Raw genomic sequence first — 19,267 nt, forward strand, 5'->3', positions numbered from 1 at the left:
ATGGAAGAAAAAGCGTTCGACTTGCATGTATTAGGCACGCCGCCAGCGTTCGTCCTGAGCCAGGATCAAACTCTCATAAAAAGTGTTTGAAACAGTCTTGCGACTGTTCAGCTCAATTTAAAAATTGATTCGCTAGCAATTGCTTGCTATGTTGTTTGCTTCTATTATATAGAAGCGCCCTACACATTTGGTTTGTTTTATTCGTTCAGTTTTCAAAGGTCTACTTGATAAAATCGTGTGTTTCGTGCTGCATCAGCAACTCTTAAATCTTATCAGGTTACCGGCTGTTTGTCAATAACTTTCTTGAAAGTTTTTTCGAAAAAGTTTTATTTGTTTTTGTAAGACGAATCGGCAACTCCAATAATTTACCATTTCTCAGATCACACGTCAACTACTTATTTTCATTTTCTCAAAAAAACACAGTGAACTTTTTCGTCCACTGTGTTCCCTTGTATGTATTTCGTTAAAAAAGTGGTACACCTTCTATTTCAAAGGTATCCAAAATTTCTCGTACGCTATCTGGCGTTTCCCATACAAACCCTTCTGGAAGCTCCGTTACCTTCTCTTCGTTCATCTCAAAGACGTATAGCGGTAAGCTAATGCCGTTTGCTTGCGTGTTAGTTAGTTCAACTAAACTTATCTCATTAATGTCAATTTGAACTACGCTCTTCAAAAAATTTAAAAAGCTTGCTAGAACAGTATTTTCCTCTTTAATTTCGGTACGAGCAAATTCATTCATAATTCCCTCTTGATGTACTAAAAAGCGTTTTGATCCATCTGCTAAATTCAACATAACCGTTCCAGATACTTCTTTTGTCAAACTGCTTCACCCCTAGGTAGCTACTTAGTCTTAACTGAATACTATCATATCACATTTTCAGAAACAAAGATATCGGCTCATGAAAATAGTTGATCAATTTTCACACTTTAAATCACTTAAATATCGCAAGGTATCCTCAATCCAATTCGGCATCTGTTCCTGAATAGAACGAAATCCAATATTCTTGTTGCGATTAGTGAAATATCGCTTTCGTTGATACGGTGACGCTGGAGGATGATCTGCCAACGTACGTAAGGATAGACTAATTTTTTTTGTATATTCATCAATATCGATGATTTGCACCCGGACCTTCTGCCCAATTTCTAAGTATTGATGAATGTTCTTTGTGTATCCCGCTTGAATCTCAGAAACATGAACTAAGCCTTGCGTGTGACTGTCTAGAGAAACAAATGCACCATAAGGTTGAATCCCTGTGATATCTCCTTTAATAATTTGTCCAATTTTATATCCCATTTAGTTCCCTCTTTTCGCAAGTTTTATTATACTGTATTTACAACAAAAAAAGAAGTTTGGAAAATTAGGAGGGATACAATGGTCAATTTTGATGAACAGTTCAATCGAAAAGGTACAAACAGTGTTAAGTGGGATCAGATTTGCGAGACGTATCAAGAAGAAGAATTGTTGCCTTTATGGGTAGCCGATATGGATTTTAAAGCTCCCGATGGTGTTATCCAAGCTTATCAAAAAATGATTCAGCAGGGCATTTTCGGTTATAATACAACCCCGGACTCGCTCTACGAAGCGATTATCGATTGGGAAAAGAATCATCATCACCTATCAGTAGCTAAAGAAGAAATTTTCTTTTTTAGCGGGGTATTGGCTGGACTCGCTACTGCGATCCAAGCATTCACAGAACCAAATGACGCAGTCTTAATTCATGATCCAGTTTACCCTCCATTCTCTGGTATTCTCACTGAGAACAAACGAAAAATCGTCCGCAGCAGATTGCTTGAAAAAGACGGCCGTTTTGTGATGGACTACGCAGATATGGAAGAGAAGATAAAACAAAATCAGATTAAACTGGCTATTTTGTGTAATCCTCATAATCCTGGAGGACGTGTCTGGACCAAGAAAGAATTGAATCGTTTTGGCGAATTGTGTCGGAAATATCAAGTGATAGTGTTAAGTGATGAAATTCATCAGGATTTGGTTTTTGCTCCGCATCAAATGACCAGCTTCTTTAATGCTGGTGATAATTTTGCAGACTTCACTGTGCAATTTACTTCAATGACAAAAACCTTTAATCTGGCTGGGATAAAAAATTCGGTTGCTTTTGTAAAAAATCCTAAATTGCATAAACAATTGGAACACAAACAAACAGAAAATTTCCAACAGGAGATTAATACTTTTGGTTTGGTAGGAATGGAAGCAGCTTATCGTACCGGAGAAGAGTGGCTTGAAGAATTACTTGTTTATTTACAAAAAAATATTGAAGACACCTTTAAGTTTTTCAGCGAACACTTGCCTAAAGCAAAAATAATGCGGCCCGAAGGCACTTACCTGCTTTGGATTGATTTTTCTGAGTACGGATTAACTGATGAGCAGCTTGAGAATCAACTCGTTCATGAAGGAAAAGTGGTACTGAACGCGGGAATAAGCTACGGCCCTGGCGGAAAACAACATATGCGACTGAATGTAGCTTGTCCCAATGCAACTTTATTGGAGGGACTCAAACGAATTGCTCAAGCAATAAATTAAAAAAATCGGCTCTCGGGCCGATTTTTTTATTCACTTACTTCAATTGTTTCAATTACGATATCATGAACGGGACGATCTTGAGGTCCACGTTGCGCATCACCAATTGCATCAACAACATCCATGCCTTCTACTACGTGACCAAAAACAGTATGGCGGAAGTCTAACCAAGGAGTCCCCCCCTGTTTGTACGTCTCAATGATTTCACCTGGGAATCCAGCCTCTTCTAACTGAGTCATCATGTTTGCAGGGACATTTTGGTTGTTAACGATGAAAAATTGACTGCCGTTTGTATTAGGTCCAGCATTAGCCATTGATAAAGCACCACGTAAATTGTAGACATTGCGAGAAAATTCATCCTCGAATTTGTCACCGTAGATACTTTCTCCACCCATACCAGTACCGGTTGGGTCGCCCCCTTGAATCATGAAGTCTGGAATGACACGATGGAAAATTACACCATCGTAATAACCTTTTTTAGCTAATTCAACAAAGTTTTTTACTGTTTTCGGTGCTTCTTCAGGAAATAATTGAACCACGATATCTCCCATATTAGTTTTAATTGTAGCCTTTGGACCTTTCTGATCCGCTAAATTTAATTGTGGAAATTGAGTCACAGATATAGCCTCCTTTAATTGTCTCGTTCTATCATAACAAACTTTGCAGCTTTTTCCACGTAAATTCGATTGGTTAACCTCTTTTTTAACTTTATTCATGCACAGAAACCGTGTGTCTTCAACGACAACATTATAACATTCCCGCATTTTCCAAACGCTTACCTTTTGGAAGGTTTGGGAAAAGTCTGATACAATCAATAGCAAAGAAAGGAAGAATGTCATGGAGATTTTTGATATAACGATTGTAGGAGCAGGGCCGGTAGGAATGTTTGCTGCTTTCTACGCGGGTATTCGTCAAAAAAAGACGAAACTAATTGATAGCTTGCCACAGTTAGGCGGACAACTGACGACACTCTACCCTGAAAAAAATATTTACGATATTCCCGGATTCCCAGTAGTCAAAGCTGCTGATTTAATTGGCAATTTAGAGAAGCAATTACAGACATTTCCTCATACTTATTGCTTGGAAGAAGAAGTTACTGATCTAAAGCAGCATGAAGGATATCTGGAACTAATCACTACTAAAGGTGTTCATTATACAAAAGCTGTTGTCTTAGCTATCGGAAACGGCTCATTTCAGCCAAGACGTTTGCAGGTTGAAAATAGTGAGGACTTTGAAAACAGAGGGATTGATTACTATGTCAACGACTTGATGAAATACGCCGGAAAAAAAGTTGCCATTGCTGGTGGAGGAGATTCCGCACTTGATTGGGCTTTAATGTTAGAGCCGATTGCAGAGAAGGTATCAGTTATTCATCGAAGAGATCAGTTTCGCGGCCACGAGCACAGTGTAGAAAAGTTAAAGGAGTCAACGATTGATATCTTAACGCCTTACATCGTGACAGGCGTATCTGGAGAGCGAGAACTTGACACCGTGACTTTGCAAAAAGTTCGATCAGATGAGACAATGGAATTAAAGGTGGATCATCTAATTGTAAATTACGGCTTCACTTCTTCTCTAGAGCACTTGAAAAGTTGGGGACTAGAGTGCACACGACAAGCAGTGCTTGTGAATTCTGATATGAGCACCTCTATTCCTGGGGTTTATGCTTGTGGAGATATCACCACTTATGATGGAAAAGTAAAACTGATTGCCACAGGATCAGGAGAAGCCCCTACTGCGGTGAATAATGCGCTACATTACATTGATCCAGAAGCTCGGAGACAGCCTGGTCACAGTACCAGTGTATTTCCGAAAATCCAAGGATAACGGAGGAACATTATGGTTTTTGAGACAACAGCTTTAGAAGAGACCGCACGCGCACTGTTAATTGAACGTGGCGTAACTATTAAGGACATTGCAGAGCTTGTTTTTTTCCTGCAAAAGGATTACATTGATAAGCTGACAATGGATATGTGTATCCATAGTGTAGATCGAGTATTAACAAAACGAGAAGTCCACAATGCTATCATCACTGGCATTCAGCTGGATAAATTGGCAGAAAAAAAATTACTGGATTCACCACTTCAGGAAATTCTTGAAGAAGATGAAGGATTGTATGGCGTAGATGAAATCATGGCGTTATCGATTGTAAATGTTTACGGTTCAATCGGCTTCACTAACTATGGTTACATTGATAAAGTAAAACCAGGTATCTTGAAAGAACTAAATTCCCATGACGGCAAATCCGTACACACCTTTTTAGACGATTTAGTAGGTGCAATTGCCGCATCCGCTGCTAGTCGCTTGGCTCATGAAGACCCTGAAACCTTAGATGATTTAATTAAATGATAGTAAGACTAGATCGCTTATTATAAAACGGCGGCTAGTCTTTTTTATCGCTATCTGATGATCAGAAAACAAAAAGCTCCAACACATGGACACTTTGAATGAAAAGTGTCTTGTGTTGGAGCTTTATTTTGTAAAAACTATTTAGTCTTTAGACTTCATTAATTCGCTATAGTTGTCCAAGCGTTTTTCTGCATCTTCCACTGTTTGATTCAGTAATTCTTCTACTTCCGCTGAATCTTTTTTAATATTATGCAGAGCGGAGAAGCGTGTTTGACCTTCTAGGAAATCATTCATTTTACTGAAATCAGCTTTCTTGAAGTCCATACGCAACGGATCTTTTCCTTTTTCAGCTTGGCGAGGATCAAAACGATACAATTGCCAATAACCTGATTCAACCGCTTCGATCGATTCCTCGATTGACTTGCTCATACCGCCACGAATTCCGTGGTTGATACAAGGTGTATAGCCGATAATGATTGACGGACCTGGATAGCTTTCAGCTTCTCGGATTGCCTTTATAGTTTGAGCAGCATTTGCTTCAATCGCCACTTGTGCCACATAAACATCCCGATAAGTCATGGCAATCATACCCAAATCTTTTTTCTTAGTCTTCTTACCACCTGCAGCAAATTTTGCGATTGCCGCAGTTGGTGTTGCTTTCGACATTTGTCCGCCTGTATTGGCATACAGCTCATTATCCATAACAAAGATATTCACATCTTCTCCAGAAGCTAAGACATGATCAATCCCGCTAAAGCCGATATCGTATGCCCAACCATCGCCACCAATGATCCATTGGCTTGGTTTAGCAAACATATCTTTGTCCTGTAAAATTGCTTTTAATGCTGGATCTGTTTCTTCAGAAAGAACTGCTGCTAATTTAGCCGCACGTTGTTGTGTTCCTTCCCCTTCAAGCATGTGATCCAACCAATTTTGCATCAATGCTCTTGTATCTTCAGATCCTACACCTTGAGCCAAAGCTTCACGCATCTTATTCGCTAAGCGATTGCGCTTCGTTTCATTCGCAATGTGCATACCTAATCCATACTCAGCGTTGTCTTCGAATAACGAGTTGCTCCATGCTGGTCCTCGGCCATCTGCATTGACTGTATATGGCGTTGCCGGAGATGAACCACCCCAGATTGACGAACAGCCTGTTGTATTAGCGATCATCATGCGATCTCCATACAATTGAGTCAATAGCTTAATGTACGGTGTTTCTCCACAGCCGGCACAAGCCCCTGAGAATTCAAGTAATGGCTGTTCGAATTGAGAACCTTTCACGGAGAATTTCTTTGCTGGATTTTCTTTTTGGCGAAGTGTCATAGCAAATGCCCAATTAACCGCTTCTTCTTTTTGCTCTTCGTAAGATTTCATTACTAATGCTTTTTCTTTAGCTGGACATACTTCTACACAAAGTCCACAGCCAGTACAATCCTCTAAAGAGACTTGAATACGGTATTTGTAGCCATCTTTTCCGCGCATGTCTCGAGTGATAAACCCTTCTGGTGCCTGCTCCATCTCTTCTTCATTCGCTAAGAATGGACGAATCGCAGCATGCGGACAGATAAACGCACATTCATTACACATCGTACAAGCTTCTGGAATCCACTCAGGCACTTCCAACGCGATTCCACGTTTTTCGTACGCTGCAGTCCCCGATGGCATAACGCCACCCAGCATTCCATTTTCAATTAAATCATTAACTGAAAGCTGGTTTCCTTCTTGACGATTGATTGGTTCTAAAATGTTGCGAACGTATGCTGGCTTGCTTTGATCAGTTTGTAGTGCCGGACGAACCTCTAGCTCAGCCCATTCAACTGGAATTTCAACCTTTTTCAAAGCTGCAAATGTTTCATCAATGGCTTGCCAGTTTCGTTCTACGACTACTTTTGATTTCTTTCCGTAAGCAGCTTCCACTTCTCCTTTTAATAGAGGCAGGAAGGTTTCACGATCCATGATATCTGTTAGCTCAAAGAACGATGTCGACATCACGGTATTAATTCGGCCGCCCAAACCAATTTTTTGTGCAATATCCATCGCATTGATGATATAAAAATTGATTTGATGCTCTGCTAGGTAACGCTTAATTCGATTTGGTAATGCTTGCTTAACCTTTGCTTCATCCCAAACTGTATTAAGCAAGAATGTTCCACCATCTTTCAAGCCACGCAGTAAGTCGTATTGGTGAATATAAGCATTGTTATGACAACCAATGAAATCAGCAGCTTCTACATTGTAGGTTGAAAGAATTGGATCTTTCCCAAAGCGCAAGTGGGAAATTGTTACCCCACCAGATTTTTTCGAATCATAGGAGAAATAAGCCTGCGCATAATAATCGGTATTGTTTCCAATTATTTTGATTGCTTGTTTGTTGGCACCTACTGTTCCATCTGAACCAAGTCCCCAGAATTTCGCTTGGAAGGTAGTTTTTGGCGTTAAGTCCAACACCTCTCCCTGAGGTAAGGACAAATGAGTAACATCATCATTGATTCCAATTGTAAAGCGCTGTTTCATCGTCTCAACTGGTAATAACAGGTGATCGTATACTGCTACGATTTGATCTGGTGTCACATCTTTTGAGGCAATTCCATAGCGTCCACCAATAACAACCGGACGATTAGAATGACGATAAAGGACACTTTGTACATCCAATAATAGCGGCTCGCCATCTGAACCTGGTTCTTTCGTACGGTCCAGTACAGCTACTTTTTCTACCGTTGACGGCATTTTTTCCAACAGGTTTTCTGCCGGGAATGGACGATACAAATGCATATCGATAAAGCCGACTTTGCGACCTTGTGCATTCAAGTAATCTACTGTCTGCTGGATTGCTGGTGAAGCTGATCCCATAGCCACAATTACTTCTGTTGCTTCAGGATGTCCATAATAATTGGTTAAGTCATAATTCGTTCCACGCAGCTCATTGATCTTCTGCATATATTTTTGAACAATCGCTGGCATTTCATCATAATAGCGATTCACTGTTTCTCTTTGTTGGAAATGGATATCTGGATTTTGCGCTGTTCCAGAAACATTTGGGCGATTTGGATTCATGCCTAATGCCCGAAACTCATCTAACGCTTCCCAGTTCACCATATTTTTCAAATCTTCATAGTCGATTACTTCAATTTTTTGAAGCTCATGACTAGTTCTGAACCCATCAAAAAAGTTCATGAAAGGCAATTTACCTTCAAGACTTGCTAAATGGGCAACAGCTGAAAGATCCATTACCTCTTGTACACTGCCTTCAGCCAGCATACAAAATCCGGTTTGTCGTGCCGCCATTACATCGCTGTGATCACCGAAAATACTTAGTGCATTCGTAGAAACAGCGCGCGCTGCCACATGAAAAACTGTCGGCAATAATTCACCAGCAATTTTGAACATATTAGGAATCATTAAAAGCAGCCCTTGAGAAGCTGTGTAGGTTGTAGTTAAAACTCCCGTTTTCAAAGAACCATGCACCGTACCTGCAGCACCTGCTTCTGACTGCATCTCAACTACCTTAACTGGCTCGTTAAAGATATTCTTGCGGCCTTGTTCTGCCCATTCATCGACGATTTCCGCCATGGTTGAACTTGGTGTGATCGGATAGATTCCTGCAACTTCGGTAAACGCATAAGAAATATGAGCAGCTGCTGTATTTCCATCCATCGTTTTCATTGTTTTCATCAATTTGTCCTCCGCTCAGACCGGTTGCTCCTGCAACTTTTTATTTTGAACATAGTTATCAATTTCGTTTGCTGCAATTTTACCAGCACCCATTGCCAAAATAACGGTCGCAGCTCCGGTTACGATATCACCGCCAGCATAAACACCTGGAATAGAAGTGGCACACGTTTCTTCACTCGCATCGATATAACCCCATTTGTTTAATGAAAGCTCAGGGAAAGTATCCAATAAGACTTTATTAGCTCCTTGGCCAATGGCTTCAATTGCAGTATCTGCTTCAATAATGAACTCACTGCCAGGAATAACCACTGGACGTCTCCGGCCAGAATCATCTGGTTCTCCAAGCTCCATTTGTACACATTTCACTGCTACTAAATTACCGTTCTCATCACCCACGTATTCAACAGGATTGGTTAACCAATGATAGTTAATCCCTTCTTCAACCGAATGATGGTATTCTTCTTCTCTAGCTGGCAATTCTGCCAATGAACGTCGATAAACAATCGACACATTTTCTGCTCCCAAACGTTTGGCAGAACGTGCAGCATCCATCGCAACGTTTCCGCCGCCGATAACTACTACATTTTTAGATTCTTGAACAGGTGTATCATATTTAGGGAATTGATACCCATGCATCAAGTTGATTCGTGTTAAGTATTCACTAGACGAATAAACACCCTTCAAGGAAGTCCCTTTAATACCTTGGAAATTCGGTGCACCCGCTCCAACGGATAAGTAACAAGCATCAAATTCTTCCATAATTTCATCCATCGTAATTGTTTTTCCTACAACAACGTTGGTTTCGATTGTGACTCCTTGTGCTTTGATCCGCTCGATTTCCTTGTTCACAATCTTTTTAGGCAAACGAAACTCAGGAATGCCGTAAGTCAACACCCCACCAGGAGCATGCAATGCTTCATACACAATAACTTCATAACCCAATTTCGCTAAGTCCCCAGCTGCAGTTAAGCCAGAAGGTCCTGAACCGATAACGGCAACTTTCCCCTTATCTCCAGCAACTTCTTTATACTCAATTGGTTGTTCTAAAGCCCAATCAGCAACTAAACGTTCAAGCTTACCGATTGCAACTGGTTCAAATTTTTTCGAACGGCCTAACCGACAAACCATTTCACATTGCTTTTCTTGCGGACAAACACGTCCACAGATGGCTGGCAGGTTGGTATACCGACCCAAAACTTCATAAGCCTTTGGCATATCGCCTTCTTCAATTGCTTTAATAAACCCTGGAATGTCAATCATTACCGGACAGTTTTCAATACAAGGTGCATTTTTACATTGTAAACAGCGGCTTGCTTCCAATTGACCTTCTTCAAGGGTGTAGCCTAAAGCAACCTCTTCGAAATTATGACAACGAATCTCAGGTGCTTGCTCTTTCATCGGTGTTTTTGTATAACTTCTTTTAGCTTTAGCCATTTTGACTCACCTGCTTTTCGTAAATTTCATTGGCACGAAGCTCTTCTGGACGATATTGCTGCATCCGACTGATAAATTCATCCCAGTCTACCTCTTCACCAAGAAACTCTGGCCCATCGACACAGGCAAACTTGATGCTGTCAGCGACCGTTACTCGGCAACCACCACACATGCCAGTTCCATCAATCATAATTGGATTTAGTGAAACATAGATTGGCACCTGATGCTTTTGCGCTGTAATGGTACAGAATTTCATCATGATACTTGGACCAATTGCCCAAGCATTGTTGACGGTCTCTCTTGCGAAAACTTCTTCCATTGCTTGAGTAACTAAACCTTTTTGTCCCACAGAACCATCATCTGTCATTAAAATCAATTCATCAGAGTATTTCTCACACTCTTCAGTTAAAATTAAAAGCTCTTTATTCTTCGCTCCTAGAACAGTGATTACGCGGTTGCCTGCCTCTTTCAACCCCTTTACAATCGGGAATAGAGCAGCAATACCTACTCCACCGCCAACTAAGAGAACTGTTCCATAATTTTCGATATCAGTTGGTTTTCCTAAAGGACCAACAACGTCTGCAAGTGATTCGCCTTCCATCACTGTCGCCAGCTGCGCTGTTGATTTTCCAATCACTTGGAAAATTAAACGAACTAATCCTGTTTCTGGATCAGTATCCACGATTGTTAAAGGAATACGTTCGCCGTGATCGTCAATCCGTAAAATGACGAATTGTCCTGGTTTTGCCTTGTTAGCGATTCTTGGTGCCTCGACAAAAATCTCAAATTCGATCGGTGCCAATTCTTTTCGTTTTACTACTTTAAACAAATTATCACCTCAACCTTTTCCTGAATCTCTAAGCTTCAGCTAAAGACTTAACAAGCGCTCGCAAAACTTCCTCATCTTCATCATCTGCGTCATTTTCGATCATTACAGTTTCACCAATTTTCTTGGCACCTGTTTTAGCAAACGCTTCGTCAAAATCAATCGCAGCTTGACAGAAATAATCAGGGTATAACTCACTGTCGCCACTTCCAACAACTGCGTATACTTTGCCCGATAAGTCTTGATCCGGTAATTCTTCATAGAAATCTTCCAAATCGAAAGGTCGTTCGCCATCTCCATCAGTATAAGTAGCTAATACACAAATATCTGCATCTTCATAGAAATCTGCTTCTGCATCGTCTGCCTCAACACGTTCTACTTCTACTCCAGCTTCTTTCAAAGCATCCTCCAAGATTTCTGAGATTCCTTCTGTGTTGCCTGTGTTGCTTGCGTAAACGATTTTTGCTAATGCCATGTCTGTCATCCTTCCTTTTTTGTATGATTTATATCAATAATCTATTATTGAATATTGACAAGTTTTAAAAGCGCTTTATTAAAAAAGCCAGATAGCTTATTATCCCGCCTGAATGAACATTACACTTTCCAATATCTGTTAGCCACTTCAAGTGGTAAAACAGCTTTGGAGTAGAGAATATCACGCAGACAGTCAATAATTCGTATCAAGATAATTATAACAAAAAAACAGAAGGATTGTGGCAAAACAAACAAATGATAATGAGAACTGTTCTCAAAGAAGTTTTTTCATTTTATCATCATTCTATAATGTTGATAAACCTTGGTTTTATCAGATATAGTGCCTTTTTTTATTGAATTACACATAAGAATTGTTCTAATTATTCTTCCATATTTCCACCGGATAAAGCTTCTGTTATATATCAGATTAAAGATAATTAATTTGTTATATAACAAGATTTTTTTACTCCATTTAGCAACCAAAATAAATCCAACTAGACGAACAAGTTCTTCCTGTCTGTTTGATACATTTATTCACAAAAAAGATTCTTGGAGCCAAATCACTCCAAGAATCTTTTTTGTTATGACTCTATTAAAGAAAGATCAGCTGCCCACTTTTTCCTTCACAGGCATCTCCTGAATACAATTTTGCGGACAAACTTCACGACACTCCCCACAGTTGGTGCATAGTTCTGGATCAATCACTGCTACATTATTTTCCATCCGGATTGCTTCTTGAGGACAGGCCTTCACGCAGCGGTTGCAGGTGATACAACCCACGCTGCAAATTTTACGAACACCGCCACCCTTTTCTTGATTTGAGCAAGCAACAATTGATGTATCTTCAGCTGGCAGCATTTTGATCAAATTTTTCGGACAAGCGCTAATGCATTTCAAACAGCCAACACATTTATCAGGGTCGATTTTGGCAACATCATCAACTATCTGAATCGCATCGTACTCACAGACAACTTTACAATCACCAAAGCCCATACAACCAAAACGGCATGCCTGTGGTCCACCAAATATCTGATTAGCTCCATAGCATGTTTCGGTCCCTGCATAGTCCATTTTCTTATTTGTAAACTCGCATGTACCGTTACAACGTACGAATGCTGCGATCTTCTGTACCTCTCCAACTTCTACACCCACTATCTCTGACAAAACCTGTCGTGTCGCTTGTCCCCCAGGAGTACAATTCGTTGCCTCTGCTTTGCCTTCTGCCATCGCTTTAGCATATCCGTCACAGCCGGAAAAGCCACAAGCACCACAATTTATTCCAGGCAGTGCTTCTCTTAGTGCCTCTTCCTTTTCATCGACTGGTTTATGAAAAATGATTGTCGCCAATGAAAGGATAACTCCTGCGATCAACCCCATCCCACTGACAATGCCAATAGGTATTATGATTTCAGCCATTTTTAATCCCTCCTATTGGAATAATCCTTCTGCCAAACCAGCGAAACCAAGAAACGATAACGCAACAATGGCTGCAGCAATTAGTGTGATTGGCAATCCTTGTAAGGAGTCCGGTATATCATTTCCCTCTAAACGGCTACGAACTCCAGCGAAAATTACCATTGCAACTAAAAATCCGACGCCTGCAGCAAAGGCATTAACCATCGACTGAATGTACGTATAGTTTTTCGAGAAATTTAAAATGGTTACACCTAACACAGCACAGTTGGTAGTAATCAATGGTAAGTAAATCCCCAATGCATTATATAAGGGGGTCATGTAGCGTTTCATAATTACTTCAACTAATTGAACCAAAGCTGCGATAGTCAGTATGAAGACGATTGTTTGCAGGTAGTCCAATCCTAATGGAACCAGCAGAAAGCTGTAGAGTGGATACGTCACTAAGGTTGCCAACACCATGACAAAGGTAACGGCCAGAGACATTCCAACCGCCGTATCTAATTTCTTAGATACACCTAGAAAAGGACAAATGCCTAGAAATTGGGACAGCACAAAATTATCAGTTAAAATGCCGGCTACTAAAATAGTCACAAAGGTCTGCATCAGCTGTTACCCTCCTTTTCTTCACAAATCGTCGTGCAGGCTTCCGCAATTGGACATGCTCCGCAGTCCAATTCTTTTTTGGTTCGATCGCCCAGTTTATTGGCTACCATTACTAAAATACCGAATACGAAAAAACCACCTGGCGGCAACAGCATAATCGTCATTGGCGGAACGAATCCAGCCGTAATCGGAAAGCCCAACAAGGTGCCGCTTCCGATCAATTCACGAATACCTCCCATGCAAAGCAGTGCCATCGTAAAGCCCACACCCATCCCTAGTCCATCCAAAGCCGAATGAAGGACCGGATGATTTTTAGCATAGGCCTCTGCTCGTCCAAGAATGATACAATTTACCACAATCAGCGGTAAGTATATTCCCAGCGTGGCATCTAGTGCAGGTGCCAGTGCTTTAACCACTAATTGAACCACCGTTACAAAACCGGCAATAATTGTGATAAAAGCAGGAATTCTCACACGATCTGGGATAACCTTGCGCAGCAGGGAGATCACGACATTGGAGCCAAAAAGTACAACTGTTGCTGCAATTCCCATCCCTAATCCGTTCATGGCAGAGGTAGTTACTGCCAGAGTTGGACAAGTACCTAGCATGAGACGCAGAACCGGATTTTCGATAATAAGTCCTTTTGTAAAAATAGCGGATACTTTTTCTTTTTCCATAGAATCTCCCCTCCTCTAATTTTCTGAAGCTGTGACTTGTTCAAAAAGAGCAAGTGCTTCTTCAACCGATTTTGCTACCGCATTTGAGGACTTTGTTGCCCCCGTAACAGCCTCCACCTGGTTTTCGCCAGAAGGGGTATTTTTCACAACCTCTGGTGCACCAACGAGTCCCGCAAACTGATCAGCAAACTCTTTTTTTGTCACATTCTGTCCCAAGCCCGGCGTTTCGTTGGATGCGTCTAGGATATCGATTCCTACAACTTCTCCTTCTGAAATCGCACTCATCACACTGACATCACTGCCATAACCGTATGCCTTGGTAACAAAGAGGTAACCTAAAGTATCTCCCGCTGTATCCAAAGCCTTGAAAGCTTGATTTTCACCTGGAACCTTTACTTCTTCAAATTCATCGGCTTCAATTAATTCGCTCATCACACTTTGCGTTTGAGTCCATTCCTGCTTGGCAATACGATCTTTGAATGCTGCCCGGGTTCCGGCAACAGCGAAGGTTACTACTAAGCAAATAATAAACAGGCAAAGCGTGTCAGAAAAGATTACTTTTGAATGTTTCATTTTGCTTTCGCCTCCTCACCAAAGACCTTTGGAATAGTTAAATTCTCAATGTGAGGGACCAAAATATTCATTAATAGAATCGCGTAAGAGACGCCTTCTGGCAGTGCTGCAAAGAAGCGAATTAAAACAGTAACTATCCCACAGCCTATACCGAAAATAATTTTACCGTTTCTAGTAACAGGAGAGGTCGTATAATCCGTAGCCATAAAGAAAGCCCCTAATAACAGTCCGCCTGACATCACTTGATAGAGTAAATCTCCACCCAAAAGCGTTGATAGAACGGCTACTGTTCCAATAAAGCAAAGAGGAATAATGGGCGAGATCACTTTACGTGCAATTAAATATACTCCGCCAATCAGCAAAGCCAACGCACAAGTCTCCCCTAAACTTCCTGCCCGGATTCCTAAAAACATATCCAATAAGGAAGGAATTTCCTGCCCGGATTGACTAGCAGAAAAATAAGTAGCCGAGGAAATCACATCTACTCCCGCGGCCATGCGGTAATTAAACGGCGGCTGCCATGTACTCATTTGAGAGGCGAAGGACATCAATAGGATGATTCGAGCAGTAATCGCTGGGTTGACAAAATTTTGACCTACCCCGCCGAAAAACTCTTTCACAATAACGATTGCAATCGCGCCACCTAGAGCGGCCATCCAAAAAGGCAATGTAACCGGCAGATTCAAGGCTAAAAGGATACCGGTAACCACCGCGGTGAGATTATAAATAGTATCTGGTCGTTTCAAAATTTTTCTAGTAACATATTCACTCATAACGCAAGCAGCCACTGTCACTAAAATCAACATAAGTGCACGAAAGCCAAAAATAATGGTTGAGGCAATAATAGCCGGAGTTAAAGCGATAATGACGTCTAGCATGATACTACGGCTGCTGCGTCCGCAATGCAGATGAGGTGAAATCGTTACAGGTAATTTATTCATTTGGCCGCCTCTCTTTCTAATTGTTTGGCTTGTTTCATGGATTGAACCAATTTTCGTCCAGCAGGACAAACATAGGCACAACAGCCGCATTCCATACAGGCCGACACGTTTAATTTCTTCAATGTTTCTACATCGTTGTTCCGTGCACAACGTTCGATCTGAACTGGCAGTAACGACATCGGACAAGCAGTCACACAACGCCCACAACGAATACACGGGGACTCATCTGGCAGTGCTTGCGTCTCCGACAAAATGGTAATTGCATTGGTTTGTTTGGTAATCGGTAGTTCCAGAGAATATTGTGCAATGCCCATCATGGGACCACCTAAAATCACTTTACTAGGCTCATCAATAAACCCATCGCAAAACTTTACAATTTCACTGATCGGCGTACCAATTGGCGCCAGTACATTTTTGGGGGTGACAACATTTCCATCGACAGTTACTCTTTTTTGAATCAATGGTAGGCCTGTCTCTAAGTATTCCTGTAACCGAGAAATTGTTGAAATGTTCATGATCAGGCAGCCTACTTCAGAAGGCAATTTACCTGGTGGAATTTTGCGACCAGTTGTAGCATAGACAAGCATTTTCTCTGCCCCTTGAGGATATAGCGAGGGAATCTCCATCACGTCAATTGCTGGATCAAGATCAGCCAGTTCGTTTAAGCGATCACGCAAAATCTGCAAGCCTTTTGGTTTATTGCTTTCAATTCCCACTACACCGTGTGGGATATTCAAATACTTCATAACTACTTGCATGCCGGCTATAATACGTTCTGGATATTCTAGGCTTTCACGATAATCAGAGGTAATGAAAGGTTCGCATTCCGCTCCATTAATGACTAAAGTATCAATAGGACTATCTTCTTTAACAGCCAGCTTTACATGTAGCGGAAAGCCTGCCCCGCCAATTCCAACTAAGCCACTGTCTCTAGCAGCTTTCAACAACTCTTCTTTCGAGTTGACTTGAACCGGCATTTGCTCCTCTAACTTAGTATATAGCCCATCATTTTCGATATGGATGGCATCACAGGTCTGTCCATTTGATAATAAAATTGGCTTAATCCCTTTCACCTTACCAGATACGGAAGCATGAATCGGCGCTGACACAAAAGCCTCCGAATCCCCAATTACCTGACCGACAGAAAGGATTTCACGAGCTTTGATCGTCGGCTTACACGGCCCTCCGATATGCTGCTGCAAGGGAATGACTACCATCTTTGGCGGATCAATTATAACGCTTTCAAATTCAGCTGTATTTTTGTTGTGAGGGACCCTGACACCCCCTTTGAACTTTGCAATTGCTTTTACTAATGTATTCATAGACCAACCTCCCTGTAATAAGAAGAACCTATCGAGCTCTTATTCAACTCGTGAAACTAGACACCACTATTGTTGACAAATTAATAAATCCGCTTGTGAAATCATTCTCAATAATCCTCGTTGAAAGAAGCAAATCACGATTTGTATTTGTTATTATTATACCCTTTTGTAAAGCGTTTTCTCAATCAATTCCAGTGAGAATCGTTCTTAATCAAACGCTCCCCTCCGCTAATTACAGGCAAGTTCTTCGGTAAAAAAGAACAGCTTCACGCTTCTTACCTCCAACAAAAAAATTAAACAAATCCTGTTACTCCTTTTAAAGCAACTAACAAAGAGTACAGTCATTAAAAAGGAGCATAAATAAAAAAAACGACCTGCTTAACTTGAGAAGTTAAGTAGATCGTTCAAAAATTTATTCAATATTTTTTCAGGGATTAAGCTTTTTTAAGGCATATTTCCCAATCACAATTTGCAAAATGAAGAATATTTCTAATAACACAAAAAACAGAATAAAGCTATGCAAGAAAAATTCTTCTGGTAATACATTGATAATTGGATCTGTTGCTGGATTAAAAATCCAGGCATCATTGTTAAAAAAGATACCATGGAAAGCAACAAAGAAGCGATCAAAGCCCATTGCCATCACGACTGCAATAATTAATGGCACACCTACAGCAATTTTAAAAGGCTGAATCAACGTCCACAACCGTTTATTCCTAATCAAATGGCGTATATAGAGAATACTGGGAATCAGGCTAACTAAGAATACGCCGTAATTCAATAGAAACAAACGTTTAACCTCATAAAAATGCAACGCACCACTGGCGGAAACTGGAAAGTCCGGCAGTTGCAACTCAGCGATCCACGGCAGATTCAAATAGCGCATCAGCTGATCAAAGTTAGTCAGCAATTCTTTCTCAGATAAGCTGGTATAGTTTAACAGCTTCAAATGCTGAATATCCCACTGATACAACCAGCGAGCATTAATCGTTAACGTAATCGCCAAGGTCAACAAAGTTAACAGCCAAAAGACCAGGCCGACTTTTTCCCAACGCTGCCAGCTACGCATCAAAATCCCACTCATCCAATGAATCGACAATATAGGTAGGCGGAACAGGCAAGTTCGGAACATCTTCCTTCTGAGTGAAGCCTGAAAGAACCAGTAACGAATCGATTCCGTTATCAATTCCTGCTCGAATGTCCGTCAGGTAATTATCCCCAACCATCACTACCTCTGACTTATCCAGCCCTAAAAGCTCCACAGCCTTATCCATGATAATCGCTTCCGGCTTTCCAATATAGATTGCCTTTTGTTGGGTCGAGGTTTCCAAGAAGGCGATCACTGCGCCTGCTCCAGGAAGTAGTCCCCGTTCAGTGGGAATATTCTTATCAGGATTGGTTCCAATAAACATCGCGCCCTTTTGAATCGCTAAAGTAGCAGTAACAAATTTTTCATAGGTCACTTCATTATCCAAGCCCACTACCACATAATCAGGTGCTGCTTCTTCCCATTCAAAGCCCGCGGCTAGAATCGGTTCCCGCAAGCCCGGCTCGCCAATAATATAAACCTTGTTTCCTTTACCGGCAGCCTGCATAAAATCAATAGTAGCCAAGGTTGCTGTGTAGACCGTGTCAGCCGTTACATGAATATCAAATTCATTTGCTAAACGAGCAGCAACGGTTTCAGGAGATTTGGTTGTATTATTTGTCAAAAAACGGAAAGGAATCTGACGCTGCTGCAGCTGTTCAACAAACCGGCGACCAGCAGGTATCGGTTCCTTCCCGCGATAAATCGTACCATCTAAATCAATCAAATAGCCTTTGTATTTCATCGTCTTACTCTTCTCTTTGACGAATGACAAAACGTCCATCGTTTTCTTTAGTCTTCATTGCAGTTTCTTTTTTAGGCTTGCGATTTTTGATCACCGGTTTTTTCTTCGGAGTTTCCTTAACTGGCGCCTTCTTTTCTTCAATATGGGCCTGGTTAGTATTCCGGCGTTTTTTACGCTTTTTACGGTTGCTGTTTTGCCGTTTGCCGCCTACTCGTTCAATGACAAAATACGCACAGCCAAAGTTGCAATATTCATATAAATAATCTTCTAATGTATCAATACGTTGTTCTGGATTGCTTTTGCGATCATCTGCTCGGAAAAAGCCCTTTAAGCGCAATTGATCGTAGCCCCAATCACCGACAATATAATCATAACGAGAGAGCACCTCGCTAAAGCGTTCGCCTAACCGTTCTGCATCAAAGCCTTCGCGATAATCTACCACTATTCGGTATTGACGTTCACCAATCAATAAGTTCGTCTCGTCTACACGTGTGACAAGCTCCCCTTTTTTCTTTTCTTCAGCGGGGGCCTCGACGATTTCCTCCAACGCTTCTGCCACTTCATCAGTCACAGTTTTCTTTTCTTTAGTTGTCATCGTTTCACCACCTG

General features: G+C 41.1%; 19 protein-coding genes and 1 rRNA gene. 3 read left to right on the forward strand and 17 right to left on the reverse strand.

The genetic code is table 11. The features are described 5' to 3' along the window. The 3 genes from I588_RS27755 to I588_RS21585 form a co-directional block, all read right to left on the reverse strand. Positions 1 to 81 (reverse strand): 16S ribosomal RNA (locus I588_RS27755); the annotation flags it as partial. A 382-nt stretch (positions 82 to 463) separates the two neighbouring features. Then, entirely contained in the window at positions 464 to 820 is a 357-nt protein-coding gene (locus I588_RS21580) for a hypothetical protein (protein ID WP_081632987.1), read from the reverse strand. A 93-nt stretch (positions 821 to 913) separates the two neighbouring features. After that, on the reverse strand, positions 914 to 1,294 hold the full coding sequence (locus I588_RS21585; RefSeq protein ID WP_010756182.1) for a CvfD/Ygs/GSP13 family RNA-binding post-transcriptional regulator: 381 nt from the start codon (positions 1,292 to 1,294) through the stop codon (positions 914 to 916). 78 nt (positions 1,295 to 1,372) lie between these two features. On the opposite strand from I588_RS21585, the gene I588_RS21590 reads away from it, so the two are divergent. Further along, a complete protein-coding gene (locus I588_RS21590) occupies positions 1,373 to 2,539 on the forward strand; it encodes a MalY/PatB family protein (protein ID WP_010756181.1) in 1,167 nt (388 codons plus the stop codon). A 26-nt stretch (positions 2,540 to 2,565) separates the two neighbouring features. Here I588_RS21590 and I588_RS21595 read toward each other — a convergent pair whose 3' ends face one another. Further along, the gene (locus I588_RS21595; RefSeq protein WP_010756180.1) at positions 2,566 to 3,153 is read right to left on the reverse strand and encodes a peptidylprolyl isomerase; all 588 of its coding nucleotides are present in this window, start codon (positions 3,151 to 3,153) and stop codon (positions 2,566 to 2,568) included. 220 nt (positions 3,154 to 3,373) lie between these two features. Between I588_RS21595 and I588_RS21600 the strand changes: the two genes are divergently transcribed. Both I588_RS21600 and I588_RS21605 read left to right on the forward strand, forming a co-directional pair. Further along, positions 3,374 to 4,363 (forward strand): NAD(P)/FAD-dependent oxidoreductase, encoded by a 990-nt coding sequence (locus tag I588_RS21600; protein ID WP_010756179.1) that lies wholly within the window; start codon positions 3,374 to 3,376, stop codon positions 4,361 to 4,363. A gap of 12 nt (positions 4,364 to 4,375) precedes the next feature. Further along, a complete protein-coding gene (locus tag I588_RS21605) occupies positions 4,376 to 4,885 on the forward strand; it encodes a phosphatidylglycerophosphatase A family protein (protein ID WP_010756178.1) in 510 nt (169 codons plus the stop codon). Positions 4,886 to 5,026: 141 nt separating this feature from the next. Here the strand turns inward: I588_RS21605 and nifJ are convergent, their stop codons facing one another. From nifJ to I588_RS21670, 13 genes are all read right to left on the reverse strand, one after another. Then, positions 5,027 to 8,560 (reverse strand): pyruvate:ferredoxin (flavodoxin) oxidoreductase, encoded by a 3,534-nt coding sequence (gene nifJ, locus I588_RS21610; RefSeq protein WP_010756177.1) that lies wholly within the window; start codon positions 8,558 to 8,560, stop codon positions 5,027 to 5,029. Positions 8,561 to 8,575: 15 nt separating this feature from the next. Further along, entirely contained in the window at positions 8,576 to 9,994 is a 1,419-nt protein-coding gene (gltA, locus tag I588_RS21615) for an NADPH-dependent glutamate synthase (RefSeq protein ID WP_010756176.1), read from the reverse strand. Beyond that, positions 9,987 to 10,823 (reverse strand): sulfide/dihydroorotate dehydrogenase-like FAD/NAD-binding protein, encoded by an 837-nt coding sequence (locus I588_RS21620; protein WP_010756175.1) that lies wholly within the window; start codon positions 10,821 to 10,823, stop codon positions 9,987 to 9,989. The genes gltA and I588_RS21620 overlap by 8 nt, the downstream gene beginning before the upstream one ends. A gap of 28 nt (positions 10,824 to 10,851) precedes the next feature. Next, positions 10,852 to 11,295: a flavodoxin gene (locus I588_RS21625; protein ID WP_010756174.1), complete on the reverse strand. Its 444-nt coding sequence runs from the start codon at positions 11,293 to 11,295 to the stop codon at positions 10,852 to 10,854. 602 nt (positions 11,296 to 11,897) lie between these two features. Beyond that, positions 11,898 to 12,710 (reverse strand): RnfABCDGE type electron transport complex subunit B, encoded by an 813-nt coding sequence (locus I588_RS21630; RefSeq protein WP_010756173.1) that lies wholly within the window; start codon positions 12,708 to 12,710, stop codon positions 11,898 to 11,900. Positions 12,711 to 12,722: 12 nt separating this feature from the next. After that, the gene (locus I588_RS21635; RefSeq protein WP_010756172.1) at positions 12,723 to 13,313 is read right to left on the reverse strand and encodes an electron transport complex protein RnfA; all 591 of its coding nucleotides are present in this window, start codon (positions 13,311 to 13,313) and stop codon (positions 12,723 to 12,725) included. Next, a complete protein-coding gene (gene rsxE, locus I588_RS21640; RefSeq protein WP_010756171.1) occupies positions 13,313 to 13,990 on the reverse strand; it encodes an electron transport complex subunit RsxE in 678 nt (225 codons plus the stop codon). The genes I588_RS21635 and rsxE overlap by 1 nt, the downstream gene beginning before the upstream one ends. Before the next feature lie 15 nt (positions 13,991 to 14,005). Then, positions 14,006 to 14,563 carry an RnfABCDGE type electron transport complex subunit G gene (locus I588_RS21645; RefSeq protein WP_010756170.1) on the reverse strand — a complete coding sequence of 186 codons (558 nt, stop codon included), beginning with the start codon at positions 14,561 to 14,563 and terminating at the stop codon, positions 14,006 to 14,008. Beyond that, a complete protein-coding gene (locus I588_RS21650) occupies positions 14,560 to 15,504 on the reverse strand; it encodes an RnfABCDGE type electron transport complex subunit D (RefSeq protein WP_010756169.1) in 945 nt (314 codons plus the stop codon). Before I588_RS21650 ends, I588_RS21645 begins: the two co-directional genes overlap by 4 nt. Beyond that, the gene (rsxC, locus tag I588_RS21655) at positions 15,501 to 16,826 is read right to left on the reverse strand and encodes an electron transport complex subunit RsxC (protein ID WP_010756168.1); all 1,326 of its coding nucleotides are present in this window, start codon (positions 16,824 to 16,826) and stop codon (positions 15,501 to 15,503) included. Before rsxC ends, I588_RS21650 begins: the two co-directional genes overlap by 4 nt. 427 nt (positions 16,827 to 17,253) lie before the next feature. Then, on the reverse strand, positions 17,254 to 17,895 hold the full coding sequence (locus I588_RS21660) for a TIGR01906 family membrane protein (RefSeq protein WP_010756167.1): 642 nt from the start codon (positions 17,893 to 17,895) through the stop codon (positions 17,254 to 17,256). Then, a complete protein-coding gene (locus I588_RS21665; protein ID WP_010756166.1) occupies positions 17,888 to 18,658 on the reverse strand; it encodes a TIGR01457 family HAD-type hydrolase in 771 nt (256 codons plus the stop codon). Before I588_RS21665 ends, I588_RS21660 begins: the two co-directional genes overlap by 8 nt. Positions 18,659 to 18,662: 4 nt before the next feature. Then, the gene (locus I588_RS21670; RefSeq protein WP_010756165.1) at positions 18,663 to 19,253 is read right to left on the reverse strand and encodes a YutD family protein; all 591 of its coding nucleotides are present in this window, start codon (positions 19,251 to 19,253) and stop codon (positions 18,663 to 18,665) included. Positions 19,254 to 19,267 lie beyond the last annotated feature (14 nt).

Source organism: Enterococcus pallens ATCC BAA-351 (assembly GCF_000407485.1).
Taxonomy (GTDB): Bacteria; Bacillota; Bacilli; order Lactobacillales; family Enterococcaceae; genus Enterococcus_A; species Enterococcus_A pallens.